Here is a 25,748-nt window from a genome sequence, read left to right on the forward strand (position 1 = left end):
GAGGAAACCACGACGTGAATCGCAGTCGTGGAACCGCGCGCGTGCCGTGCGGGGCCGGGGCACCGCCTCCTGGGAGTTCCGTGATGGACAACGGTCGTCTGAGGGTTGAGACGCTCGGGCCGCTGCGCGCGTACGCGGCGGGACGGGAACTCGCTCTCGGCCCACCGAAGCAGCGCGCGGTCTTCGCCGTCCTCGCGCTGAGCGGCAACGCGGTCGTCTCGCGCGACCGTCTGATCGACGGGGTGTGGGGCGAGTCGCCCCCGACCACGGCCGTCGGCAGCCTGCACACCTACGTGTCCGGTCTGCGCCGGGCGCTGGACGGTCTCGGTGAGCCGCTGACGAGTTCGGCGGCGGGCTACTCGCTGCTGCTCGACCCCGACGGCCTCGACGTCACGGTGGCCGGGCGGCTGGCGGCGCGGGCCAGGTCCCTGGCCGCCGGGCGGGAACCGGCCGCCGCGGTCACCGTCTTCGAGGAGGCGCTGGCCCTGTGGCGCTCGGGCACGGCGCTCGGCGGTCTGCCGGGACCGTTCGGCGCGGAGCACCGCGCCTGGGCGGCCGACCTTCGGTTACGGCTGGTGGTGGAGCACGCCGAACTGCTCCTGGAACTGGCCCAACCCGCCGCCGCGGCCGACCGGTTGGCGCTCCACGTGGCCGACCATCCCTACGACGAGCGGCTGCGCGCCCTGCTGATCACGGCCCTGAGCCGCAGCGGCAGGACCGCCGACGCGCTCGCCCGCTATCACGATCTGCGCAAGCTCCTCGCCGAGGATCTGGGCATCGACCCGTCGGCCGAACTGCGGGCGCTGTACGCGTCGTTGCTGGCCGACAGCGCCGGTGCGGACACCGCGCCCGCCGCCCCCGCTCCCGCCGCGGCCCCGGTGCGCCCCGCGCAACTGCCGCGCGAGGTCGCCGACTTCATCGGCCGGGAGGACGCGGTGCGCCGGGTGCTGGACGCGGCGCGGGACGCCGCGCCCGACGGCGGGGGCGCGGCCGCGCCGCCGCGGATCGTGATGGTCGTCGGGGTCGGGGGCGTGGGCAAGACCGCGCTGGCGGTGCGGTGCGCCCACCTGCTGGCCGACGCGTACCCGGACGGCCAGTTGTATGTGAACCTGCGCGGCTTCGACCCCAAGCGCCCGGCCCGCTCCCCCGCCGACGCCCTGCACCACCTGCTCGCCTCCTCGCACGCGGGGACGGTCCCGACCGACCAGGAGGAGCGGGTCGCGCTGTGGCGCAGCATCGTCCGGGACAAGCGCATGCTCATCGTGCTGGACAACGCCGAGTCGGCCGACCAGGTCGAGGACCTGCTGCCGGGCGACGGCCCCTCCTTCGTCATCGTGACCAGCCGCAACCGGCTCAGCGGCCTCGCGGTGCGGTACTCGGCGCACCGCGAGACGCTCTCCCCGCTCACCGCCGACGAGTCGCTGAGCATGCTGCGCACCTCGATCGGGGACGCGCGGGTCGGCGCCGAACTGCCCGCGGCCCGGCGGCTGGCCGAGCTGTGCGACCGCCTGCCGCTGGCCCTGCGGATCGCCTCGGAGCAGGTGACCTCCGGGTCGTCCCAGGTGCGGATCGCCGACCTGGCGGCCGAGTTGGAGGACGTGCGGTACCGGCTCGACGCGCTCCAGATCCCGGACGACGAGCTGTACTCGGTGCGCGGCGTGCTCTCCTGGTCCTACGCCCGGCTGGACGCGCGGGCGGCGCACGCCTTCCGCACGCTGGGGCTGTTCCCCGGCGTGAGCATCCGCGCGGAGGCGGCCACCGCGCTGCTGGACGTCCCGGCGCCGGTGGCCGCCGCCGCGCTGCGCAATCTCGCCGCGCAGCACCTGATGGAGACCACCGGCAACGGCTACTGGATGCACGACCTGACCCGTATCTACGCCGAGGAGGTCTCCGGCGACGGCGAGAGCGCCGAGTCCCGCAAGGGGGCGCTGCGCAGGGTGCTGCACTGGTATGTGCGGACCCTCACGCAGGACTACAAGTCCAACGCGGTCAAACTCCCCTTCACCCTCGACCCGGTGGCCCCGCACGCGCCGCTGCGCTTCGCCGACCAGAAGGAGTTGGTGACCTGGTGCGTGCAGGAGTGGGACAACATCTCCCCGCTCCTGCGCACCGCGCAGCGCATCGGCTGCCACGACGAGGCGTGGCAGTTGGCCTATCTGCTCTTCGACTACTTCTACGCGGCCGGGCAGACCAAGGACTGGGTCGAGGTGCTGCGGCTCGGGGTGCGCAGCACCGAGATGGTCGGGGACCGGCGGGCCCAGGCGGTGCTGCTCAACCATCTGGGCGTGGCCTACTCCCGGTTGGGGGACAACGAGGCCGCGGTGCACGAACAGCGGCGCGGTCTGCGGCTGTTGGAGGACCTGGGCGACGACGTCCTGCGCACCAGCCTGCTGGGGAATCTGGCGTCCACGCTCCGTGAGGCCAAGGAGTACCGGGCCGCGCTGTCCTACGCCAGCCAGGCCCTGGACCTGGCGCGCCACAGCGGCCACGAGTACTACGAGGCGGGCTGCCTGGACGTGCTGTGCGAACTCCACGCCGAGCTGGGCGAGTTCGAGGACTCGCTCTGGTACGGCACCTTCGGCCTCGCGGTGTCACGGCGCTGCGGGAACGTCCTGCTGGAGGCCAACATCCTGATCAATCTGGGCGGCGCCGAGTACGGGCTCGCCCACGACGAGAAGGCGCTGCGGTACTTCCAGGAGGCGTTGACGCTGTGCGAGTCGAGCGGCGACCACTACCACGAGGCGCTGACGCTGTTCGGTCTCGCCAAGGTGAAGCGGGCCCGGGCGGAACCGGACTCCGCCCGCGCCCTCGCGGACCGGGCGCTGTCGCGCCTGAGGGAGCTGGGCGCGGAGGAGGTCGGCGACGTCACGGAGTTCCTGCGCGCTCTGGACGCGGGACCGCAGGAAGCTCCGGCCGAGCAGCCAGGACCGCGCGCCGATCGGTACCGTCCCACGGTCCGCGCTGTCCCCGCTGCCAGATCAGCACCGCCTCGACCCGGCTCTCGGCACCCAGCGACCTGAAGATCCGGTTGATGTGGTTCTTCACAGTCTTCTCGCTCACGTGCAGGCGCGCGGCGATCTCGGCGTTGCGCGCGCCTCGGGAGACCAGGGCCATCACTTCGTGCTGACGGCGGGACAGGGCCGGGGCCGTGTCCTCGGGGGCGGTGTCCTCGGGGGCCGCGGGCGCGTGCGGCCCTACCTCCAGGGCCGGTTGCCCCGCAGGCGGCAGGCTCTCCACCGCGACCGCGCTCAGCCGGTACTCCGCGCACAGCCGGCGCGGGTCCTGCCCAACCTGCGGGACGGCGGGCGCGGCGGCGGGGGCGACGGCGACCTCGACGTAGGGCATCCGCAGGAATTCCACGTCGAGGTTCTTACGGGCGAAGACCTGGCGGATCTGGGCGAGGATGTCCGGGCTCACGATGGCGATCCGCACCCGGGTCGGGCTGATCGGCGCGGAAGTGGCGACGACTGTCATACGACCAGCGTGGCCGGGGCCGCTTCATACTTTCTTCGCGTTCGGTTCACGCGCCGGAGGCGTCGGCCGACGGCTCGCTCCGCGCGGAGGCCGACGAGCCGTTCGGCTGCCGATCCGGCGCGGGCCGGTCCATCTCGGCCAGTTGGGCCAGCACCTCGTCCTGGGTGGGGACGTCGACGCGGTTCGCCCAGCGCAGAGTCGTGACGATCATGTCGAAGAGCAGCACGACGGCCTGCACGGGTTCCGCGTCGATGTCGCCGTCGGTCAGCACGGTGAAGGTCAGCAGCCCCCAGGTGCCGGGCGCGTCGGGGTTCGAGACGTAGTACGAGACCCGCCAGGACGGCGCCTTGCGGCCTACCCGGCTGCTGTCCACCACCGAGGCGACCCGTACCGCCGGGGCTCCGCCGATCTCCAGATAGGTGCCGTCGGCCCCGGCGTCGGCGAGGAGGGAGGCCAGCAGCTTCTCCGGGTCCTCGGTCTCGTCCTGGCTCTCCAGGACCGTGACCAGCATCGATCCGGGCAGCCGGACGCCGCTGAACTCCTGGAGCGGGAGCAGCACCGAGCGGGCGTTCTGCCGCGCGGCCTCCTCCGTCGCCTCCGTCAGCTCCTTGCGCAGCATCCGCCGCCACGGGCCCGCCGAGTCGCGCGGCAGCGAGTCCGGCACATGGTGGCGGATCACCGCGTCGACGGTCCTGCGGCGCAGCGCGGTCGTGTCGGGCGTGGTGGGAATCTGCACCCAGCCGTCGGGCAGGACGAGTTCGAAGTCGATCACCGCTGGCTCCCCTCGGTGGTGGTGGCGAACCCGAGCCTGGCCGGGCCCCCGTCGGCCGGGGGCGCGCAGTCGTGGGCGATCTGCTGCATCAACTGCTCCACGCCCGCGCTGATCAGCGCCATCAGCCCCATCTCGAAGACGACCGTGGTCAGGACGACGTCGGAGCTGACGCTCGCGGCGCCGCCGACCGGCGGCACGTCCAGGCGCATCGCGGCTTCGGCGCGTCCGAACGCCGCGCCCTCCGGGGTCCGTCCGAGGGCGAAGACCTGCACTCCGTCGCCGATCGGGGTCGTCACGTAGTCGATCGTCGGCTGCCGGGCGTCGCCGTCGCGGCCGGAGGCGCCGACGACCTCCATCAGGTAGTTGGGGTCCTCCTCCCGGGGGCGGCGGAATTCCACCACCACCGGGACCGGCGCCCAGCGCGCGCTGCCCTGAACGAACGCCGCGCCCCAGGCGAGCCGGGACCAGGCGGGCAGTTGGCCCGCCCGGTGCAGCAGCCATGCGGCGGCGCCCTGCCCCACCATGTCGGACGTGAAGGGGAATTCGACGCCCGCCTCGGCGGGCCAGGCCAGCCGCGCCGCGTCCAGGCCCTCGGACGTCCAGTCGGCGAAGAGCGCCACGATGTGCGCGGTCCAGGCCGCGTACTCCTCGTCGTCCGGCCGGATGTCGGGCACCCATTCCCAGTGCCAGGGCAGTCCGTCCGGCGCGGCCAGGTCGTCGCTCATGTCGTCTCCCCTGGTCATGAGGCGGCCACACCGGGCGGGTTGACCGCGGGAATCCAGCCGACCAGGCGTCCGCCGGTGTAGATCAGACCGCCCATGCCGAAGGCGCCGTTGAGGCCGCCCCAGACGTACCAGAGCGGGGAGATCTTGCCGCCGATGGCCGCCATGACGGCCGACAGGTCGCGGAAGCCGCTCAGACCGCCGATGACGCCCGCCCAGTCCTTGGCGAAGTTCAGCGGATCGGTGAACAGCTTTCCCCACATCGCGCCGGCGCCCTTGAACTGCAGTCCCGCCGACTCCCAGAAGCCCAGTTCGGGGGTGATGGCCCCGAATTTGCCCAACAGCCAGTTGGTGGCGGGGTTGTTGAACCAGTCCGACATGTTCGTCCAGCCGGTGGCCGGGTTGATCGGCATGACGAAGTCGCCGGGCACGGTGTTCACCCCGCCGATCACGCTCGGCCCGGTGCGGGTGCCCGCGCCCGCCGCGGGCCCCATCGGGGTCAGCTCGATCGGCGCGCCCGGACCCCAGTGCAGTTGCGGGGGGTTGGTCGTCACCGGGCGGGGCCGACCGGCCAGCTGGCCGAGCGTCTTGGCCGCGTTGGCCAGGCCCTTGGCGGCCAGCGAGGCGATGGCGCCGATGCCCGCGAGGCCGAGACCGACCGCCCCGAGGATCACGTCGACCAGGCTGCCCTTGCCGTGGGCGTACAGCACGATGTTGGCGACCAGGGTGATCGCGCCTGCCACCACTCCCGCGATGATCAGCGCGTTCACACCGGGGATGAGGATCGCGAGGACTCCGAGGATCATGCCGATGATGGCGAAGATCTGGCTGATCTTGGCCATGACGGCGTCGAGCTTGTCCTTCCAGGAGTCGGTCAGGCCGTCGTCGTACTTCTTGCAGTTGACCGCGTCGCCGAAGCGCTTGCCCGCGACGTTCAGCGCGTCCATCGCGTTGGTCAGCCGCGTCTTGGCCGCCGCCAGCTTCCCGTCCGCGTCGGCGTTCGCCTTGTCCTTGTCGGAGCCCTTCTGCTGCTCCTCGGGGGTGGTAGTGCCGTCCGACTGCTTCTGCGGGTCGGGCATGGCGTGCGCCTTGGTCTGGTCGTTCTTGGCCTCTTCGGCGTCGGTGCGCGCGGCGGCCGTCTCGTTCAGCCCCTGTTCGAGGTCGGGCTCGTACTTCTTGATCTCCGCGGCGACGTCGTGGTAGCGCACCGCGGCCTTGGTGAGACTGTCCTTGACGCTGGTCGCCTCGGACCTCAGGCCCTCCACGTACTGGCCCGCCAGGCTGTCGCTGTCGGTGTCGACGATCCGCTGGAGCTTGGTGATCGCGTCGTCGATGGTGTCGGCGATGTGCTGGTAGCGCGTCTGCGCGCCGCTCACCACGTCGAGGTCGGTGTGGATCGGGTCCGAGTGCCGGTCCAGTGGCGACCAGTCGAGGTTTCTGATGGACATGCGGTTCTCCTTGTGACGCTCGTCAGCCGTCCTGGCGCTCAGCCGTAAACCCAGCCCTGGACCCAGTCATCGGCTCAGCCGTCCTCGAACGAGTCCAGCAACTGCTGGTCCGCCTGCGCCCACGCCTCGTCGACCTTGTTGACCTTGTCGCGCAGGCTCTTCATGGACTTGACCATCGCGTCACGGTGCACGGTCCAGTTGTCGGCGAAGTCGCCCATCGACAGGTTGGCGTTGAGCTGACCCCACAGGCCCTTGTCGTCGTTCTGGAAGTCCAGCGCTCCCTCGAACTGACCGATCAGCTCGCTGAGGTCGCTCGCGAGGCTCTGGAGGTCCTTCACCACAAGGTCCGCCATCACTGCTCCCTGTTGTCGTGTGCGGAGTTGTCGCGTGCGGGCTCGCCGACGGTCGGCGGCAGCGGGATCTGGGCGGGCAGCAGGCTGCCGCTGCCCAGGTGCACCAGGGCGGAGCCCGGTACGACCCTGGCGGCGAGCTGGGAGCGGGACAGCCGCACCCCCACCAGGTCGCCGTCGTTCAAGGTGGGCGGCGACAGCAGGACGCCGCGCCGGTTGCGCTTGACCTCGGACTGCCAGCCGGAGAAGCCCATCGCCACCGAGGCGACGTCCCCGCCGAGGACCACGCCCCGCCTGCTTCCCGACGCCTTCTTCACGAACGCCTTCAGCCAGTCGCGGCACGGCAGGTCGCGCCAGGTCTCGGCGTCGTCGACCACGAGGACGACGGGCCCGTCACCGGGGTTCAGCAGATCGGAGAACTGCTGCTCGGTGGGGGCGTCCGCGGTGATGACACCGCGCACCCCGGTCCTGCCCTCGAAGGCCCGCAGCGGTGAGTTCATGGGTGCGCCGATGACGATCTCGACGCCGCCGCGCAGCAGCGACTCGGTCATGACGGTCAGCGCGGTGCTCCGCCCCGACCTGGACGGTCCCGCGACCAGGAAGGTCGGCTGATCGCCCATCAGGTCGGCGCCGACGGGTTCGAGGTCGTCGCCCGCGACGCCCACCAGGGCCCACATGGGCTTCGGCGTCTCCTCCACCATCTCCCACGCCTGGTCGAAGGAGAGCTGGGTGGGCAGCACCGCGATCCGGTTGGGGCGGGCCGATTTGGGGACTCCCGCCTCGCGCTCGGTGAGCCGGGCCGCCAGCGCGTGCACGGCGGCGGCCTGCGCGGGGCCCGCCGGGTCGTCCGCCACCAGCCCGACCTGGGTCTCGATCGCGCTGGGCGCGCGGTAGCCGCGGCCCGGCGGCAGATTCTCCGGGATCTTCCGCGAGTTCAGCCCCGCCAGGCCCATGTCGCTGCGGTCGGAGAGCCGCAGCACCAGCTTGTCGTCGCACAGCGAACTCATCCGGCCGCTCAGCAGCATGTGGTCGCCCGCGATGACCAGGTGCACCCCGGCGCTCGCGCCTTCCCGGTGCAGGGTCTGGATCAGATTGGTCAGCGACCCGCTGTCGTACTCGCTGAGGGTGCCCATGAACCCCTCCCAGCGGTCGAGCAGCAGCACGATGTGCGGCAGCCGTTCGACCTCGGGCCGGGCCGCCCGCTGCTCGGTCACATCGGCGAACCCGCCCTCGCCGAGCAGTCGTTGACGGTTCTGCACCTCGGCGTGCAGCCGCCTGAGCAGCCGGGCGGCGCGGTCGGTCTCCGAGCGCTGCACCACCGCGCCGCAGTGCGGCAGCCGGGTGAGCGGCAGCAGGGCGCCGTTGCCGCAGTCGAGCCCGTACAGGTGCAGGTCGGCGACGGTGGACTGGCTGGCCGCCGCGGCGGCGAAGGTGCGCAGCGCCATGGAGCGGCCCGAGCGGGGCGCGCCGACGATGTGCAGGTGGCCGAAGGTGGCCAGGTCCACCGTCACCGTCTCCTGGCGCTGCCGCATCGGCAGGTCCTGGATGGCCCATGAGAAGGACGGGTCCTGCCGGGAGCCGCGGACCGGGTCGGCCGTCAGGTCGACCACCGCGGACAGCGGCAGCGGCGGCAGCCACGGGCGGCGCTGCGCGGCGATGCCCAGCATGGCGTTGGCCTGGCCGATGGCCGACACCAGGACCGACAGGTCGGTCACCTCGTCGGTCTCGGCGACGGTGCGCGGACGCTGGGGCGCGGGCAGGCCGAGGTCGAGCCAGGAGACCGGGCGCAGGAAGGGCGCGGCCGTCGCGGCGGTCCTGTCGGCCATGGGACGGCGGCCCCCGACCCGGCCGGTCTGGAACGGGATCAGCGAGCTGTGCCCGAGCCGCGCGTACGCCCGTCCGGGCGTGGCCGTCGTGATGGCCGCGGCCTCCCGGGCGTCGATGACGTCGGTGCTCTCCCCCGCGTCGGTCACCCGCAGGGCGACCCGCAGGTTGGTGTTGGCGCGGATCTCCGCCGACACCACGCCGGACGGGCGCTGCGTCGCCAGGATCAGGTGGATGCCGAGAGAGCGCCCGCGCTGGGCGATGTTGACCAGGCCGGTGACGAAGTCGGGCAGTTCACGCGCCATCGAGGCGAACTCGTCGATGACGATGACCAGTCGGGGAATGGGGGGCAGTTCCGGCCTGCGGCCCGCGTAATCGAGGTAGTCCTCCAGGTCCTTGGCGCCCGCCGCCGCCAACTGGTGCTCGCGGTGGGTGAGTTCGGCGCTCAGCGAGGTCAGGGCCCGCTCGACGAGGTGCGGGTCGAGGTCGGTCACCAGGCCGACGGTGTGGGGCAGGTCGACGCAGTCCTTGAACGCGGCGCCGCCCTTGTAGTCGACCAGGACGAAGGTCATGGCGTCCGGGCGGTTGGCGACGGCCAGCGAGGCCACCAGGCTCTGCAGGAACTCGGACTTGCCCGAGCCCGTGGTGCCCGCCACGAGTCCGTGCGGGCCGTGGTTGACCAGGTCCAGGGCGAACGGCCCGTTGAGCGAGTAGCCGACGACGGCCTTGGTGCCACGGCCGGAGGAACGCCAGCGGGCGGCGATCGCCGCGGGGGTCGGCTCTTCGAGGCCCAGGATCTCCAGCAGCCGCGCGGAGGCGGGCAGGGCGGCGTCGCCCTGGTTCTCGCTGACGTCGCGCAGCGGCGCCAGTCTGCGTCCGGCCGAGGCGTACCAGCTCTCCGGGACCTCGTCGGAGACGATGCCGTCGACCTGCGCGGCGCGCTGTCTGCGCAGGGTGGCCGGCCGCGAGCCGCCGCCGATGACGACGGTCGCGCACTCCTCGGGCAGTGTCCGCTCGTCGGCGTCCACGCAGATGCTGTAGACGCCGACCGCGGGGCCTTCCTGGAGGATCGCCACCACTCCGGGCAGCGCCCGCAGCCGCCGGGCGCCGTCCATCAGCACGACGACGTCGGGATCCGCGAACGCGGCGCCGACCCCGGCGTTGAGCCGGGCCTGCTGGCGTACGTGGATGAGTTCGCTCAGTTCCGCGACCCGGCGGCCGAGGGTCTCGGCGTCGGCGCCCATCAGGGACAGGGCCTGCTGGCCCAGCAGCGGCCGGGAGTGCGGCAGCCAGGCGGCCCACTCCCACAGGGACTCGCCCGCCGGGTCGGTCAGGATGTACAACTGCACGTCGCGGGGGCTCTGGAGGACGGCGAGCTGTCCGGTCAGCCAGCGCGCCATGTGCCGCGGCCAGCCCTCGGGTCCCACGACGCCGACGACTCCGGCCTCCGCGATGGAGAAGGCGGCCGGTACGTCGGGGGCCGCGCGCAGGTCCCGGCCGCGCCGCGTGCCGTCGCCCTGTTCGACGGCGATGGCCGTGGGCAGGTCGGCGATGCCGACCCTGACCAGCAGGTGGTCGGGGTCGGTGCGGCGGCGTTCCCAGAGCCGGGACCGCGGGCCGGTGGCGATGACGAGCAGTTCGGCGGGGTCGGGGCTCGCGGCGCGGCGGTCGCGGCGCTCCTGTTCGAGCGCCGTCGCGATCTCGGCCTCGGTCGCCTCCAACTGGGCTCCGTACTCGGCCACTTGGCGGCGGTGGCTGATCCGGCCCTGCCGCCGTCCGGTGAACCAGCTCCCGAGCATCATGACCGGCGACATCGCCGCCATCATCAGGAACATGGGGTTGTGGAACATCACCGCGATGAGGCTGCCGAGGACGGCGGGCAGGGCCGCGGTCAGCCACGGAAGCGCGTTCAGGGAGGGCGGCCTGGGCTGGGACGGCAGCCGGAACACGGTGTGCTGCACGGGGGGAAGCAGCCGGGGAGGGCGGTTGTAGTCGAGGTACTCGCCGTCGGGCGAGGGCTCGACGACGGCGTCGGGGCGCAGCAGGGGGTGCGCCTCCAGGAAGGTCTCCCCGACCAGGAGTTGGACCGTCTCCGGCCAGGCCACGTCGTGGTCGGGCAGGGCGACGCGGTCGAGCAGCGCGGAGTGCCCGACGGCGCGCACCCGTACCGAGGCGTCGAGGGAGATCCGGACGACGGCGGCCACCGGCGGCCCGCCGCCCACGTCGACCTGGCAGTCGGCGCCCGATCCGACGCGGTACTCGCCCGCGCCGAGGAACCAGATCCGTCCCGCGCCCGCGCCCGCGACGGCCCGGACGGTCACCAGGCCGACGGGCGGGGTCTCCGCGGGTCCGGGCCGGTCGAGCCAGAGCACGGTGCCGTCGTGGATGCCGCTGCCGGCCAGGGGCAGCGAGAGGTCGAGCGGCTGGTCGGCGAGGTAGACCGCCGCCTCCGCCGGGCCACCGAGCGCCGGAGGCCGCGACCCGTCGAGACTGTCCAGCAGATTCTTGACGACATCGCGGAGCGGGGTGGTGGGATCGGCGTCCACCGCGACGTCGGCCGACCAGTCGGGGGATCGGGCGATGGTGATCATCATGGGCATGGTTCCCCCCTCGTGGATCGGACGCCCGCACGCCCGGCGCGGGGTGCGGGCGGCGCCGGTGGACCGGCCGCGGCCCGCTACTTCTGGTTGAGCGAGCTGGCGAGCTGGGTGTCCATGTCCTGCATCGCGTCCACGGCCTTGTCGAGCCACTGCGACAACTGGTCCAGCGTCTCCATGGCCTGGTTGGCCGACGTGACGAATTCGGTGTGCACCTCGTCGAACCTGCCGGACGCCTGGTCGGTGACGAACCCCGAGCCGGTGAGGTTGTCGACGATGTTCTTGCACTCGGTGAGCTTCTGGTCGATGTCGGCCTTGTTGTTGCGCATCTTGCTCGCGCTGTCCGACATCTCCTGATACGTGATGTTCAGATTCGTCATCGTGCGTCCCTTCTGACGTTGCCGGGCTTGCCGGTACGCGGCGGCACGCCGGGCCCGGACGCGGTCGATGCTAGGAACGGCTCCGACGCCTGGTCCAGGGCTCGCGGGCGACCTTGGGCCCCTGGGCCCAAGGGGGCGCCGCCGCCCCGCGCCCGGCGTTGACACCCCCGTGGCGGGCTACCACCGTTCACAGGACACAGCGTGCGCGGCACACCGCGGGCGCGGCGCGACCGTTTCTGTGACGACGTGAGTGAACGTGCTGACGGCGTGGGCGGACGCGAGTGAAGACGTGAGTGAAGGAGACACAGGTGACACCCCCGTCCCGATCCGCCGATCGCCTTCCTCGCCGCACCGACTGGAGCGCCCGGCTGCGCCGGTCGCGAAGGTCCGGGCAGCGACCGGGTTCGGCGCCGCGTGCCGATCACGGTCTGTGGACCGTGGACCGGGTCATCCGCGTCCTGGCCACCGCTTGCGACCGCGAGAACCGTGCCGTTCCGGTGGCCCATGTGGTGGTCGTCGGGCCCGAGACCGTCTGGTTCCACCTCAGGACGCCCGATCAGCGGCCACCGGCCGGGTGGACCGCGGACCAGGACGGGCGGACCTGGCACGCCCAGTTGCGCTGGCTCCAGAGCGCGAGCGTGGCGGAGTCGCTGTCGGAGCCGTATCCGCGGCTGGTCCCGCTCGGCAACACCGGCAAGGGCTTCGTGCTGCTCAACCTCGGCGAGGTCGGCGGGCTCATCGGTCTGGAGGGCGACGCCCGGCAGGCGCGGGCCCTGGCCCACGACTGGGCCCGCGAACTGGCCGCCAGCCCCTGGTCCCGCGAGGTGCGCGTGGTCCGCGTCGGCTTCAAACCGGTCCCCGGCGCGGGGGCGCCGGCCGAGCCGCAGGACCCGGCCGACACCGACGCGGCGCTGGAGGACGAGGCGGGCGGGGTGCTGCTGCTGGGCGGCTCGCCCGGCGGCCGGGACCGCGAACGCTTCCAGCGGCTGGCCGACGACCCGGACGGCCGGTGGACGGTCGTCGTCGTCGGCCGCACCGATCAGCCCCGCTGGCGCTTCACCATCGACTCGGCCGGCGTCGTGGACACCGGCCTGCTGGACGAGCGGGTCGCGCACCGGCTCGACCCGGACGCGGAGTTGCCCCCGCCCCAGGAAGGCGACGACATTCCCGTCGGCCGCACGGCCGGGAGGCCCGCCGAGCCCGGCCCGCGGACCAAACCCGTCGTCACCCGGGGCCGGGTCGTCGTCGCGTCGGTCGCCGTGCTCTGCCTCGCGGGGGTCGGGCTCGGGCTCGCGCTGCACGGCTCCTCCTCGCCCTCGACCACCGTCGCGCACGCCTCCGACACCACGACGGCGCCCGCGCCGACCACGGCCGGTCCGTCGCCGTCGGCGGCCTCGCCGTCCGGTGCCGCGCCGGGCTCGGCGCCGCCCGCGTCCGTACCGCCCGGGTCCGCGCCGGCCTCGGGACCGGCGTCGGCGGCCAACGCGCCGAAGCCGCCGGGGGCTCCGCTGAAGAACGCGGCGACCGGCAAGTGCCTCACCGCGGGCGCGGGTACGGACGGCACCCCGCTGGCGCTCGCGGCGTGCGACGACAGCCTCGTCCAGCGGTGGCACATCAGCCCCGACGGGACCATCCGCGCCAACGACCTGTGCATGGACGCCGCCTGGGGCGGGACCGCCCCCGGCACGGTCGTCCAGGTCGCGAATTGCAGCGGCAACGTCGCGCAGAAGTTCTCGCTGCGCGGCAGCACCGTCTACTCCGCTCACGCGGCCCTGTGCCTGAGCGAGGTCGACAACGGCACCGGCGTCCGTCTGGCCCCCTGCGGCGCGGGCGGCCCCGAAGCCTTCAAACGGCCCTGACCCGAACCTCGGCCCCTCTCCGCCGCCCGGCCGCCGCGATGGCCGGGCGGCGGACAGGGGCCCTGTCACACCCCCGCTGTCGGCCCTCCGCCTGTCCCGGCCTGTCGTCGGCGGGCGGGAAGAGGCAGGCTTGGCCGGACAGGACAAGATCGCCGCCGTCCGCCAGGAGAGAAGAAGCGATGAAGCACATCACCCTGCGTGACCTGGACGTTGCCCGGATCGGCCTGGGCGCGATGGGCATGTCCCACGCCTACACCGGCGCGGGAACCGACGACACGGAGTCGGTCCGTACGCTGCACCGCGCCCTGGAACTGGGCGTCACGTTCATCGACACCGCCGAGGTCTACGGCCCCTACACCAACGAAACGCTTGTCGGCCGCGCGCTGAGGGGCCGCCGCGACGAGGTCGTGCTGGCCACGAAGTTCGGGCTGATCTCGCACACCGGCCGCCAGGGCGCGGACAGCACTCCCGCGAACATCCGCGCCGCCGTCGAGGGCTCGCTGACCCGGCTGGGCACCGACCGCATCGACCTGTACTACCAGCACCGGGTCGACCCCGGCACCCCGATCGAGGACACCGTCGGGGCGCTCGCCGAACTGGTCGCCGAGGGCAAGATCCGGCACATCGGCCTGTCCGAGGCCGGCCCGGAGACCATCCGCCGCGCCCACGCCGTCCACCCGGTCACGGCCGTCCAGTCGGAGTACTCCCTGTTCACCCGCGACCCCGAGGCGCGCGTGCTGCCGGTGCTGCGCGAGCTGAACATCGGCTTCGTGCCCTTCTCACCCCTCGGGCGCGGCTTCCTGACCGGCGCGATCCGCTCCACCGACCAGTTCGACGCCGACGACTTCCGGGCTGACAACCCCCGGTTCACGAAGGAGAACTTCCAGCACAATCTGCGGCTGGCCGACGAGGTCGCCGCCGTCGGCGCCGAGATCGACGCCACCCCGGCGCAGGTCGCGCTTGCCTGGCTGCTGGCCCAGGGCGACGACATCGCGCCCATCCCCGGCACCCGGCGTGTCACCCGCGTCGAGGAGAATTCCGCCGCCGACGCCGTCCGGCTCAGCGCGGAACAGCTCGACAGGCTCAGCAGCCTCCCCCCGGCCGCGGGAGACACCCACAACGAGGCCCAGATGCGCATGATGGAGCGCTGACCCCCGCCGCCGCACGACTGACGGGCCGCACGGGAGCGAGCGACACCCCGCCGGGGAGGCGACGCCCGGCCGTGGTGCGACGGCCGCTCGGGGGTCCACGGCCGCTCGGGGGTCCACGGCCGCGCCTCAGCCGTCCTCCGGTGACGGTCCGTCAGACTGGGCATGACGCGTCCCCGCGTGTCGTCCCCTGCACCCCGAGGTACCGATGACCTTCGGTCTGGCCCGCCGCGAACTGCGGCCGAGAGTCCCCCTGCGGCCGGGCGAGGGGGACAAGCAGCACCTGACCAGCATCGAAGGGCTGGCGGCACTGTCGCTGGACGCGCTCAGCTCGGTCGCGTACGGCCCCGAGGCGATCGTGCTGGTCCTGATCGCCGCCGGTTCCGGGGCGCTCAGCGCGACACTGCCGGTGACGCTGGTGATCGCCGGGCTGCTCGCGGTGCTGGTGGTCTCGTACGGGCAGGTCATCGCCGTGCACCCGGACGGCGGTGGCGCGTACGCGGTGGCGAAGAAGGACCTGGGGCAGGGCATCAGTCTGCTCGCCGCCGCGAGCCTCGTCGTCGACTACGTGCTCACCGTCGCCGTCAGCCTCGCCGCGGGCGCCGCGAGCCTCGCCTCCTCCTACCCCTCCCTCGCGCCGCATCTGCTGCCGGTGTGTCTGCTCGGGCTCGCCGTGCTCACGGCCGTGAATCTGCGGGGCGTGGCCGAGAGCGCCCGGGTGCTGATGCTGCCGACGGCGCTGTTCATCGCGAGCGTCCTCGGGATCATCGTCTTCGGCCTGGTGCGCTCGCACCCCGTGGCCGTCGTCGGCACTCCCCAACCCGTGCACATCACCGAGTCGTTGGGGCTGCTGCTGCTCCTGAAGGCGTTCTCGGCCGGCTGCTCCTCGCTGACCGGCGTGGAGGCCATCGCCAACGGGGTGCCCGCCTTCCGCGACCCGCGGGTCAGGCGGGCGCAGCGCACCGAGCTGATGCTGGGCGGCCTGCTCGCGCTGATGCTGGTCGGGCTCGCGGTGCTGATCCGCCGCGACCATGTGGCGCCGCGCGGCGACGTGACCGTCCTGGCGCAGCTCACCGCGGGCTCCTTCGGGACCGGCTGGCCGTACGACGCGACGAATCTCGTCGTCACCCTGGCACTGGCGCTGGCCGCCAACACCAGCTTCGGCGGGCTGCCGGTCCTGATGAGCCTGCTGGCCCGCGACCACCGGCTGCCCCACCTGTTCGGTCTGCGCACGGAGCGCCCGGTGTACCGCTGGGGCGTGGGCGCCCTCGCGCTGCTCGCCGCGCTGCTGCTGATCGCCGTGGACGCCGACACCCACCGCATGCTGCCGCTGTTCGCGATCGGCGTGTTCATCGGCTTCACCATCAGCCAGATCGGCCTCGTACGGCACTGGCGCGGGGAGCGTCCCCGCGGCTGGCGCCAGCGCGCGACGCTCAACGGCTTCGGCGCGGTGCTGACGGCGATCGCCGCCGCCGTCCTGCTCGCCGACAAATTCCTCGCCGGGGCCTGGGTGGTGGTGGTCACCGTGCCGCTGCTGATGCTGCTGTTCGCCCGTATCCAGCGCTACTACACCGAGGTCGGGAAGGAGTTGGGGCTCGGTGAGGTCCCGCCGCCGGTCCGGCGCACCGTGTCCCTGGTGATCGTGCCGGTCGGCGAGGTCAGCAGGCTCACCCAGCAGGCGCTGACGGCGGCCCTCAACCTCGGCACCGCCGTCGTCGCCGTCGCCGTGCAGGGCGACCCCGACAAGGCCCGCGCCCTGCGGGAGAGTTGGGACCGCTGGAATCCGGGCGTACGGCTGGACATCGTGGAGAGCCCGCACCGTTCGCTGGTGCAGCCGATCGTCTCCTACGTCGAGCGCGAGGTGGCCAAGGGGCAGCACGTCTCCGTCCTCATCCCCGAGGTGGTGCCGCGCCACCGGCGCTACCAGATCCTCCAGAATCAGCGGGGCCTGCTGCTGGCCTCCGCGCTCAGAGCCCGTACCGACGTCGTGGTGTGCACGATTCCGTACCGGCTGAGCCTGTGAGCGGCCCCTGTCGCCCAGCCGGGGCTGTTGCGAGGGCGTCGCAGCTGGTCACAGGTGGTATTTCGGGAGTGGCCGCAAGGGGTTCCGTGTGCCACGGTGTCCGACATGGCGGGGACTGAGCACACCCACGGCGAGGCGCACGGCGCCGGTCACCCACACGACCACGACCATGCCGACGACCACGGCCACGGCCCTGACCGGGCGCACGGCCACGCACACGTGACGGGCGGTCGTACGCACCCCGGATCGCGGCTGCGGCACCGGCTCGGACATCTCCTGCGGCCCCATTCGCACGCGGCGGCGGACAGCGTGGACGCGGCACTGGAGTCGTCGGCGCGCGGGATGCGGGCGCTGTGGGTGTCGCTCGCGGTGCTGGGCGCGACCGCGCTCGTCCAGGCGCTGATCGTCGCGGTGTCCGGGTCGGTGGCGCTGCTGGGCGACACCGTGCACAATGCGGCGGACGCGCTGACGGCGGCGCCGCTGGGCATCGCCTTCGTCCTCGGGCGCCGGGCCGCCAACCGCCGCTATACGTACGGCTACGGGCGGGCCGAGGATCTGGCCGGGGTCGCCGTCCTGCTGGCCATCGCCGCGTCGAGCGCCTTCGCGGCCTGGACGGCGGTGGACCGGCTGCTCGATCCGCGTACGGTCACCCACCTGTGGGCGGTGTCCGGTGCGGCGCTGGCCGGATGCGTGGGCAACGAGTGGGTGGCCGGATACCGGATCCGCGTCGGGCGCGACATCGGCTCCGCGGCCCTGGTCGCCGACGGCCTGCACGCCCGTACCGACGGCTTCGCCTCCCTCGCGGTCCTGCTGGGCGCCGCCGGTACGGCCCTGGGGTGGCGCCTCGCGGACCCGGTCGCGGGGCTGCTGATCACCGTGGCGATCCTGGCGGTGCTGCGGGACGCGGCGCGCGGGGTGTTCCGGCGGCTGATGGACGCCGTCGACCCCGAGCTGGTCGACCGGGCCGAGCGGGCGCTCGGCGCGGTGCCGGGGGTGGAGGGGGTCGGGCCGGTCAGGATGCGGTGGATCGGGCACGCGCTGCGGGCCGAGGCCGCGGTCGTGGTCGACCCCGGCATCAGCGTCGTCGCGGCGCACGCCGTCGCCGTGCGGGCCGAGCACGCGCTGCTGCACGCCGTGCCGCGGCTGCGGGCCGCGACCGTCCACATCGACCACGCCCCGGCCGGTGCCCACGTCCACGGCGCCGGGGACCCGCACGCGCTCCTCGCCCACCACCAGCCCGTCTGACGCCCGGCGCCGGGCGCGGTCCCGTCCCTGGACGAAAGCCGTCGCGGGCGGGAGGCTGGTACGAGAACGCCGACGCATCCGGCGATCGGCGGATGGGAGCCCCGTGATGGACGCCACCAGGTCCGATACCGCACGGTCTGACACGGCCTTGCCCGGCCCCGCCTCGCCCGGACGTCCCGTGGGGCGCGTCGAAATGACCCCGGCCGCCGAAGCGATGGTCGACCAACTGGCCCGGCGGCACGGCCCCCTGATGTTCCATCAGTCCGGCGGCTGCTGCGACGGCAGCTCACCGATGTGCTACCCGCGCGGTGAGTTCCGGGTGGGCGGCGCGGACGTCCTGCTCGGCCGGGTCGCCGGGGACACCCCGTTCTGGATGAGCGCGAGCCAGTACGCGTACTGGAGCCACACCCACCTCACCGTGGACGTCGTGCCCGGCCGCGGCAGCGGCTTCTCACTTGAGGCCCCCGAGGGCGTCCGCTTCCTCCTGCGCTCCCGGCTGATGACGGACGAGGAGGTCGAGCGGATGGAGGCCGAGCCGCCGCTGCCCACCGGGAACACCGTGGACGCCGAGGACACCGAGACCGCGGGCTAGGACCGGCCGGCCACGGAACCGGGCCGGGCCCGAAGACGGCCGGACCGGAGCCGGGCCGCGCGTCCGGCACAACCTCCTGGTCTGCGCTCTCGACCGGACGATCACGTCTCCCTAGGATGGAAGTCGTCACCGCAGCTTTCGATCAACGAACCACCGTGAGGGGCCCGATGGAGCACCGGGACGCACCGCTTTCCGACAAGATAGATGTGACGGTGCCCGCTGTGGCACGCATGTACGACTACTTGCTGGACGGGAAGGACAACTACCCGGCCGACCGCGAGGCCACGGAGCAATTACTCCTCCAGGTCCCCAGCATGAAGATCCTGGCCCTGAACAACCGTCAGTTCCTGCGCCGGGTGGTGCGCAGGCTCGCGGAGGACTACGGCATCAAGCAGTTCGTGGACCACGGCTCCGGTCTGCCGACGCAGGACAATGTGCACGAGATCGTGCAGCGCATCAACCCCGACGCCCGCGTGGTGTACGTCGACAACGACCCGATCGTGCTCGCCCACGGCCGCGCGCTGCTCCAGCAGAACGAGAACACCTCGGTGATCCAGGCGGACTTCCGCGACACCGAGAGCATCTGGCAGCACGAAGAACTGACGCGGCTGATAGACCTCAACGAGCCGGTCGCCGCGCTCTTCGTGTCGGTGCTGCACTGCATCCGCGACACCGACGACCCTGCGGGCGTCGTCCGGCGCGTCGCCGAAAAGCTGCCCAAGGGAAGCTTCCTGGTGGTCTGTCAGCTCGTCAGCGACGACCCCGAGACCCGCCGGTTCGTCACCGAGTTCATGGACCAGTCCACCGGCGGCCACTGGGGTGAGGTGCGCAAGCCCAGCGACCTCGCCGGTTTCCTCGAAGGCTACGAGATCATCGAGCCGGGCCTGGTGGAGGTCTCCACCTGGCGCCCCGACAGCGACCTCGGCCTCAAGCAGCCCAGCAAGGAATGGATCGAGTACGGCGGCGTGGCCCGCGTGTAGCAACGCCCACGGCAGAGCTTCGGCCCGCACCCCCGGCGAGGGGGGATGCGGGCCGGCGTCGTTCTCGGGGGCCGCTCTACTTGTAGCGCTTCAGCGCCTCTTCCAGCAGCACGCGGCTCTCCACCGGCGTCGCCGCCAGCGCGCTCAACTCATCGAGCGCGGCACGGTACTTGTCCAGCTCTTCCAGCCGGTCCAGGTACATCGCGCTCGTCATGTGCTCCAGATAGACCACGTCGGGCAGGAAGCCCTGGGCGAACCGCAGATACGTGACCGCGGAGCCGGGCGTCGCCGCCGCGCTCGCCGACCAGGAGGCGATCTGGAGCCGCACACCGGGCTGGCGCAGCACCACCAGCAGATACTCCAACTGCTCGCGCATCACCGCGGGACCGCCGACCGGGCGGTGCAGCACGCCCTCGTCGATCAGGGCCCACAGCACGGGAGCGCCGGGCTCCGCCATCCTGCGCTGGCGTTCCAGCCGCAACTCCACGCGCCGCTCGACCTCTTCGGGCGAGGCGAGCCGGTGGCCGCTGCGCACGACCGCCTGCGCGTACGAGGGCGTCTGGAGCAGGCCGGGCACGAACTGCGTCTCGTAGGTACGGATCACGTGGGCGTCGCGCTCCAGACCGATCAGGCCCTGGAGCCAGTCGGGAACGACCTCGCCGTACGGCTGCCACCATTCGGGCTTGGCCGAGCGCTGGACCAGGAAGGCGATCTCCGCCCGTTCCTGCTCCGCGACGCCGTAGAGCGCGAGGAGATCGTCGACGTCCCTTAACTTGAGGGAGACGTGCGCCGTCTCCATGCGGCTGATCTTCGAGGCGTGGCCACGGATACGCTCTCCGGCCTGTGCCGGGCTGACCCCGGCGGCCTCGCGCAGGGCACGCAGATAGTTGCCGAGCACACGTGCCAACGCCTTGGCGCCCATGTCCGGGCGGCGCTCCAGCAGTTGCAGCGGTGATACGAGTTGCGGCTGAGCGGACATGCGGGCTCCCGGTAGAAACTGGACGCACGCCAGTATTGCACTGCGAGGCGCGCTGTCGCGCCCCTACCGGAGTCACGAATTCCCGACTTCACGCCGTCGCGCTCAGCCGTCAACTGTTCTTGTCGTCATTCACTCAGACGGACGCGCCTGAGCGTAACCGCCTCACGCGGTGAGGAAGTCGAAGTCCCCGTCCTTGGCGCCACCGATGAAGGCGACCATCTCGTCGTGCGTGTAGACGAGCGCGGGACCGTGCGGGTCACGGGAGTTGCGGAAGGCAACGCCGCCATCAGGCAGTTTGGCCGCCTCGACGCAGTTGCCGCTCTGATTGCTCCGCCCGCTCTTGACCCACTCGACACCCGGGATCTCGTCCGCCCGCACTCCGTTGTCGAACTGCTTCATCCGGCACCACTCCTCTGTGAGTTGTACTCGATCGCTCGCAGTCACAAGCATGCCCGCGACCGCAACTGCGGATGCAATTCCAGATGCAATTGCATCCAAAGTCGTCCCGCTGATGATACTGACAACGGAGGTGTGATCGAGACTCCTGAGCCCCACCAGTACGTGAAGAAACGGCGGAGGACGAGGCACGGACGCCCTCGTACGCGGACAAAACCGGTTGTCCGTCGCGTACGGCTCTGCTGTACTCCCGACGACAGTCCAACGGCCCCCGTACGACCGGACCGGCCGACCGTACCCAGGAGATGATCATGCGCGGAACTTCAGTCCCCACCCAGACGGCAACTCCCACCGATCTAGAGGACTTGAAGCTTCTTGCGTACGTTGAACCTGGGCATCCTGGCGCACGTCGACGCCGGTAAGACCAGCCTGACCGAGCGGCTGCTGTTCGCCGCCGGAGTCATCGACGAGGTCGGCAGCGTCGACGACGGCAGCACGCGGACCGACACCCTGGCGCTGGAGCGCCGACGCGGCATCACCATCAAATCGGCCGTCGTCTCCTTCGAGGTCGACGACGTCACCGTCAATCTCATCGACACCCCCGGCCACCCGGACTTCATCGCCGAGGTGGAGCGCGTGCTGAGCGTGCTCGACGGCGCGGTGCTGGTGATCTCCGCGGTCGAGGGCGTGCAGGCGCAGACCCGCGTCCTGATGCGGACGCTGCGACGACTGCGCATCCCCGTCCTGATCTTCGTCAACAAGACCGACCGCCGCGGCGCCCGCTGCGACGAGGTGCTGCGGAGCGTCCGGGGCAAGCTCGCGCCAACGGCCTTCCCGATGGGCCGGGTTGAGCAATCCGGCACGCGGGGCGCGCGCAGCGTGCCGTTCACCGCCGCCGACCCGGACTTCGTCGCCGGTCTGGCCGGCCTGCTCGCCGAGCACGACGACGCGTTCCTCGCCGACTACGTGGCCGACGAGTCCGCGGTCTCGTACGGCCGGGTGCGCGCCGACTTGGCGGCGCAGACCGCGCGCGGACAGGTGCATCCGGTCTTCTTCGGTTCCGCGATCACCGGCGCGGGCGTCGCCGCGCTGACGGCCGGTCTCACCGAACTGCTGCCCGCGGCGGCCGGTGACGTCCACGGCCCGGTCTCGGGGCGGGTGTTCAAGATCGAGCGCGGACCGACCGGTGAACGGACCGCGTACGTACGGCTGTTCTGCGGGACGGTACGCACGCGGGACCGGCTGCCGTTCGGCCCGGACTCCGCGGTGAGCAGCGAGAAGGGGCACAGGGACAACGGTGCCGACGGGGCCGCGTCGGCCGGCGAGGCCAAGGTCACCGGCATCAGCGTCTTCGAGCGGGGCGCCGCCGTGGCCGCCGCGTCCGTCTCGGCCGGGCGGATCGCGCTGCTCAAGGGCCTGGCCGACATCAGGATCGGTGACACGGTCGGCGATCCGGGCGCCGCTCCCCCGGACGGCCGGCACTTCTCGCCGCCGACGCTGGAGACGGTGGTCGTCCCCACCCGCGCGGCCGACAGGGGGACGCTGCATGTGGCGCTCGCCCAACTCGCCGAGCAGGACCCGCTGATCAATCTGCGGCTGGACGGAGTGCGGCAGGAGATCTCGGTCTCGCTCTACGGCGAGGTGCAGAAGGAGGTCGTCCAGGCCACGCTGGCCGACCAGTTCGGGGTCGATGTCACCTTCCGCGAGACCACGACGATCTGCGTCGAGCGCGTGGTGGGCTCCGGGGAGGCCGTCGAGTTCAACAAGAAGGACGCCAATCCGTTCCTCGCGACGGTCGGGCTGCGCGTCGAGCCCGCGCCGCCGGGGTCAGGGGTGGCGTTCCGCCTCGGGGTCGAACTCGGCTCCATGCCCTACTCGTTCTTCAAGGCCGTCGAGGAGACCGTGCGCGAGACGCTGCGCCAGGGCGTCCACGGCTGGGAGGTGATCGACTGCGTCGTGACGATGACGCACTCCGGCTACTCGCCCCGGCAGAGCCACGCGCACGCCGTGTTCGACAAGAGCATGTCCAGTACGTCGGGCGACTTCCGCGATCTGACGCCGCTGGTGCTGATGGACGCGCTGCGCGGGGCCGGGACCAGGGTGCACGAGCCGATGCACCTCTTCCGGCTCGACGTCCCCGCCGACACCTTCTGTGCGCTGCTGCCCGTCCTGTCCCGGCTCCGCGCCGTACCGCGCGCACCCGAGCCGCACGGCGACTCGTACATCCTGGAAGGCGTGGTGCCGGCCGCGCGGGTGCATGAACTGGAGCAGTCGCTGCCGACGCTCACGCACGGCGAGGGCGTCCTGGAGTCGGCCTTCGACCACTACGAGCCGGTGGTCGGCGCGGTGCCGGAGCGGCCCCGGACCGACCTCGACCCGCTGAACCGCAAGGACTACCTGTTGCAGGTGCGGCGCCGGGTGAGCGCGGGCCAGGAGGAGGCATGAGGCGTGTCCCCGGGCACGGCGGGGCGCGGAACGGGCACGGCGGGGCGCGGGACGGGTACGGCGGGCGGGTCATGACCGCGGGCGCGCTCGGGACGGCCCGGCAGGCGGCGCCGACGATTCGGGCGGACCCGTAGGCTGAGTCCGGCGGAGCCGCCGACCGGCAGGCGCGGCACGGTGGATCGGCCACGGGTCCGGCCCGGCCGCCGCCCGCCCCGCACCCGCACCCGCACCCGCACCCGCACCCGCACCATCGGATCGGACACCGCGCATCGTGAAGCCCCGCCCGGCACGTCGTACCGCCACGCCCGACCGCGCGTCGGCACGTCCGCCCGGCCGTACGGCGGCGGCCAGCGCGCCGGGCGCGGAGCCCGGCGGGGACGCCGGTGCCGGCCGGCGGTCGGCGCCGCGCCGCAGGCGGCTCGTCGTCACGGCCGTCGTGGCCGCGCTGCTCACCGGCGCCGCGACCGCCGTCGACCTGGCCGTCGAGCACACCGCGCGCGGCCGTATCGCCGAGGCGGTGGCCTGCCGCCTGAAGCCCACGGGACCGGTGACCGCCGAGCTGACCAGCGCCTTCGCCGGGCTCCGGGTGCTCACGGGGAATCTCGGCAGCGCGCACATCGCCGCCGACGGTGTGCGCAGGGGCGACACCGAGGTGAATGTGGCGGTCGACCTGCACGACGTGTCGACCGACGGCACGACCAGCGGCGGCACGGCGACCGCGACCATCGCCTACGCCGAGTTGCAGAAGCGGCTGGCCGCGCGGGACGGCAAGGTCGCGGGGCTGGCCGTGGGCGGCGACGGCGGCGGGCTCGTACTCACCGGCAGCATCGGCGGTCTGCGCCTGCCGATCACCGTGCACACCCGCGTCACGACCGGGAAGGACGGTCTCACGGTCACCCCGACCACCGTCCGCGTGCTCGGCCGGGACGTCGCCGTCGCCGATCTGGCGTCGCTGCCCGGCGGCGGCGATCTGGCCGGGCGGCTGGGCCCGCGCACCGTGGCCCTCCCCGAACTGCCCGACGGCGTACGGCTGACCGGCGCGCGCACCGACGGTACGGGGCTCGCGCTCTCCCTGGAGCTCGCGCGGGGCGCGGCGGGCAAGGACAAGGACGCCGCCTGCGCGTGAGCGCCTCGGTGCTCAGTGCGCCAGCGCCACGACGCCGGGCGGGACCGCGCCCCGTGAGCCGCCCACGACACGTATCCGGCGCGCGGAAAATCCCTCGCGGGGCGGCCTGGTCCGCGCGGTACGGTGCCTGGCATGCCGGAAACCGCTGACCACACGACCGGGCCCGTCACGGCCGACGACCTCGACCGCTCCGTCCAGCTCGCCGTCGCCGCGCTGCGCGAGGCGCCCGCGTCGGCGTGGGAGGACCGCAAGGCCGGGTCGCTGGAGTGGGACTGCTGGGAGACGGTGGAGCACCTGGCCGACGACCTGTTCGCGTACGCGGCCCAACTGGGCCCGAGGCAGCCCCCGTTGAGCACGGACGTGCCCTTCTCCTGGTCGCCGCGCCGGCCGGGCGGCCCGCCCAACGCCATCCACGCGGACCGGAAGGCGGGCCCGGAGGGCCTGTTGCAGGTGCTGGAGGCGACCGGCGCGCTGCTGGTGGCCATGGCGCGTACGGCGTCGCCCGAGGTCCGCGCCCACCACAGCTACGGCGTCTCCGACCCCGAGGGCTTCGCCGCGATGGGCATCGTGGAGACCCTGGTCCACACCTACGACCTGGCGGCCGGGCTCGACCTCGCCTGGAATCCGCCCGCCGATGTGTGCGCGAGGGCGCTGGCCCGGCTGTTCCCGCACGTCCCGCTGACCGCGGACCCCTGGTCCACCCTGTTGTGGGCCACCGGCCGGATCGACCTCCCCGACCACCCGCGCGTCACGTCCTGGCGCTGGTACGGCGCGCCCCAGCCGTAACCCGCCGCCCCGTACCCGGCGGCGCCTCTCCCCCTGCCCGAACCCCGAAACGGACATATCGTGCATCCTGTCGCCCCATGCCACTAGGAGGCCCGTGATGTCCGAACTCATCGTGATCGGTTACGAGGACCCGACCGTCGCCAAAGACGCCTACACCGCCGTGCAGAATCTCCAGAACGACTACGTGGTCAATCTGACCGGTCTGGCCATCGTCTCGGTGGACGAGGAGGGCAAGACGCACGTCGACACCCCGAGCAAGATCGTCGGCGTGTCCGCCGCGTCGGGCGCGCTGTGGGGCATGGTCTTCGGCATCCTCTTCCTCGTCCCCGGCCTGGGCCTGCTCATGGGCGCCGCGATGGGCGGGCTGCTCGGCAAGCTGGGCAAGTCCGGGATCGACGACCAGTTCCGCGGCCAGGTGCAGGCGCTGCTCACGCCGGGCACGACCGCGGTCGTGATCATGGCCTCGAAGATCACCGAGGACAAGTTCGCCGACGCCATGCAGGCCTACGGCGGCACGCTGCTCAAGACCTCGCTCTCGGACGAGGACGAGGAGGAGCTGTCGGAGCACCTGGCGGGCGCCCAGCAGAAGTGACACCGCCCCG

20 protein-coding genes and 1 pseudogene are annotated in these 25,748 nt (G+C 72.5%); 12 read left to right on the plus strand and 9 right to left on the minus strand.

Features of this window, described 5'->3' with window-relative positions; all coding sequences use genetic code 11:
- Nucleotides 1-83 precede the first annotated feature (83 nt).
- The gene (locus ACFY9V_RS24340; RefSeq protein ID WP_391162883.1) at nt 84-3,020 is read left to right on the plus strand and encodes a BTAD domain-containing putative transcriptional regulator; all 2,937 of its coding nucleotides are present in this window, start codon (nt 84-86) and stop codon (nt 3,018-3,020) included.
- Between the two features lie 19 nt (nt 3,021-3,039).
- Here ACFY9V_RS24340 and ACFY9V_RS24345 read toward each other — a convergent pair.
- The 7 genes and pseudogenes from ACFY9V_RS24345 to ACFY9V_RS24375 all read right to left on the minus strand — a co-directional run.
- A pseudogene (locus ACFY9V_RS24345) lies at nt 3,040-3,474 on the minus strand (LuxR C-terminal-related transcriptional regulator); the annotation flags it as partial.
- A gap of 46 nt (nt 3,475-3,520) precedes the next feature.
- A complete protein-coding gene (locus ACFY9V_RS24350; protein ID WP_391162884.1) occupies nt 3,521-4,246 on the minus strand; it encodes a hypothetical protein in 726 nt (241 codons plus the stop codon).
- Entirely contained in the window at nt 4,243-4,971 is a 729-nt protein-coding gene (locus ACFY9V_RS24355; protein WP_391051226.1) for a hypothetical protein, read from the minus strand. Before ACFY9V_RS24355 ends, ACFY9V_RS24350 begins: the two co-directional genes overlap by 4 nt.
- A 14-nt stretch (nt 4,972-4,985) precedes the next feature.
- Complete coding sequence (locus ACFY9V_RS24360) at nt 4,986-6,416, minus strand: hypothetical protein (protein WP_391125461.1); 1,431 nt, start codon at nt 6,414-6,416, stop codon at nt 4,986-4,988.
- A gap of 74 nt (nt 6,417-6,490) precedes the next feature.
- Complete coding sequence (locus ACFY9V_RS24365) at nt 6,491-6,769, minus strand: hypothetical protein (RefSeq protein ID WP_355335544.1); 279 nt, start codon at nt 6,767-6,769, stop codon at nt 6,491-6,493.
- The gene (locus ACFY9V_RS24370) at nt 6,769-11,190 is read right to left on the minus strand and encodes an FtsK/SpoIIIE domain-containing protein (RefSeq protein ID WP_391162885.1); all 4,422 of its coding nucleotides are present in this window, start codon (nt 11,188-11,190) and stop codon (nt 6,769-6,771) included. The genes ACFY9V_RS24365 and ACFY9V_RS24370 overlap by 1 nt, the downstream gene beginning before the upstream one ends.
- A gap of 77 nt (nt 11,191-11,267) precedes the next feature.
- Entirely contained in the window at nt 11,268-11,567 is a 300-nt protein-coding gene (locus ACFY9V_RS24375; protein WP_188285763.1) for a WXG100 family type VII secretion target, read from the minus strand.
- Between the two features lie 437 nt (nt 11,568-12,004).
- Between ACFY9V_RS24375 and ACFY9V_RS24380 the strand changes: the two genes are divergently transcribed.
- From ACFY9V_RS24380 to ACFY9V_RS24405, 6 genes are all read left to right on the plus strand, one after another.
- Complete coding sequence (locus tag ACFY9V_RS24380; protein WP_391162886.1) at nt 12,005-13,426, plus strand: ricin-type beta-trefoil lectin domain protein; 1,422 nt, start codon at nt 12,005-12,007, stop codon at nt 13,424-13,426.
- 179 nt (nt 13,427-13,605) lie between these two features.
- Nucleotides 13,606-14,577, plus strand: a complete 972-nt coding sequence (locus ACFY9V_RS24385) for an aldo/keto reductase (RefSeq protein ID WP_391162887.1) — start codon at nt 13,606-13,608, stop codon at nt 14,575-14,577.
- Between the two features lie 205 nt (nt 14,578-14,782).
- A complete protein-coding gene (locus ACFY9V_RS24390) occupies nt 14,783-16,597 on the plus strand; it encodes an amino acid permease (RefSeq protein WP_391162888.1) in 1,815 nt (604 codons plus the stop codon).
- A 105-nt stretch (nt 16,598-16,702) separates the two neighbouring features.
- Nucleotides 16,703-17,842, plus strand: a complete 1,140-nt coding sequence (locus tag ACFY9V_RS24395; RefSeq protein WP_391162889.1) for a cation diffusion facilitator family transporter — start codon at nt 16,703-16,705, stop codon at nt 17,840-17,842.
- Between the two features lie 193 nt (nt 17,843-18,035).
- Complete coding sequence (locus ACFY9V_RS24400; protein ID WP_355335786.1) at nt 18,036-18,434, plus strand: DUF779 domain-containing protein; 399 nt, start codon at nt 18,036-18,038, stop codon at nt 18,432-18,434.
- 167 nt (nt 18,435-18,601) lie between these two features.
- A complete protein-coding gene (locus tag ACFY9V_RS24405) occupies nt 18,602-19,414 on the plus strand; it encodes an SAM-dependent methyltransferase (protein WP_355335559.1) in 813 nt (270 codons plus the stop codon).
- Nucleotides 19,415-19,490: 76 nt separating this feature from the next.
- Here the strand turns inward: ACFY9V_RS24405 and ACFY9V_RS24410 are convergent, their stop codons facing one another.
- Nucleotides 19,491-20,393 carry a helix-turn-helix transcriptional regulator gene (locus tag ACFY9V_RS24410; protein ID WP_355335562.1) on the minus strand — a complete coding sequence of 301 codons (903 nt, stop codon included), beginning with the start codon at nt 20,391-20,393 and terminating at the stop codon, nt 19,491-19,493.
- Between the two features lie 162 nt (nt 20,394-20,555).
- On the minus strand, nt 20,556-20,792 hold the full coding sequence (locus tag ACFY9V_RS24415; RefSeq protein WP_355335565.1) for a DUF397 domain-containing protein: 237 nt from the start codon (nt 20,790-20,792) through the stop codon (nt 20,556-20,558).
- Nucleotides 20,793-21,164: 372 nt separating this feature from the next.
- Between ACFY9V_RS24415 and ACFY9V_RS24420 the strand changes: the two genes are divergently transcribed.
- The 5 genes from ACFY9V_RS24420 to ACFY9V_RS24440 all read left to right on the plus strand — a co-directional run bounded on the left by ACFY9V_RS24420 (nt 21,165) and on the right by ACFY9V_RS24440 (nt 25,738).
- On the plus strand, nt 21,165-23,234 hold the full coding sequence (locus ACFY9V_RS24420) for a GTP-binding protein (protein ID WP_391162891.1): 2,070 nt from the start codon (nt 21,165-21,167) through the stop codon (nt 23,232-23,234).
- Entirely contained in the window at nt 23,231-23,368 is a 138-nt protein-coding gene (locus ACFY9V_RS24425) for a hypothetical protein (protein WP_391162892.1), read from the plus strand. Before ACFY9V_RS24420 ends, ACFY9V_RS24425 begins: the two co-directional genes overlap by 4 nt.
- Before the next feature lie 137 nt (nt 23,369-23,505).
- Nucleotides 23,506-24,360, plus strand: a complete 855-nt coding sequence (locus tag ACFY9V_RS24430) for an LmeA family phospholipid-binding protein (protein ID WP_391162893.1) — start codon at nt 23,506-23,508, stop codon at nt 24,358-24,360.
- A gap of 132 nt (nt 24,361-24,492) precedes the next feature.
- On the plus strand, nt 24,493-25,146 hold the full coding sequence (locus ACFY9V_RS24435) for a hypothetical protein (protein WP_391162894.1): 654 nt from the start codon (nt 24,493-24,495) through the stop codon (nt 25,144-25,146).
- A 97-nt stretch (nt 25,147-25,243) separates the two neighbouring features.
- Nucleotides 25,244-25,738: a DUF1269 domain-containing protein gene (locus tag ACFY9V_RS24440; RefSeq protein ID WP_355335575.1), complete on the plus strand. Its 495-nt coding sequence runs from the start codon at nt 25,244-25,246 to the stop codon at nt 25,736-25,738.
- Nucleotides 25,739-25,748: the final 10 nt, after the last annotated feature.

It is taken from the genome of Streptomyces sp. NPDC008317 (assembly GCF_042955955.1).
Taxonomy (GTDB): Bacteria; Actinomycetota; Actinomycetes; order Streptomycetales; family Streptomycetaceae; genus Actinacidiphila.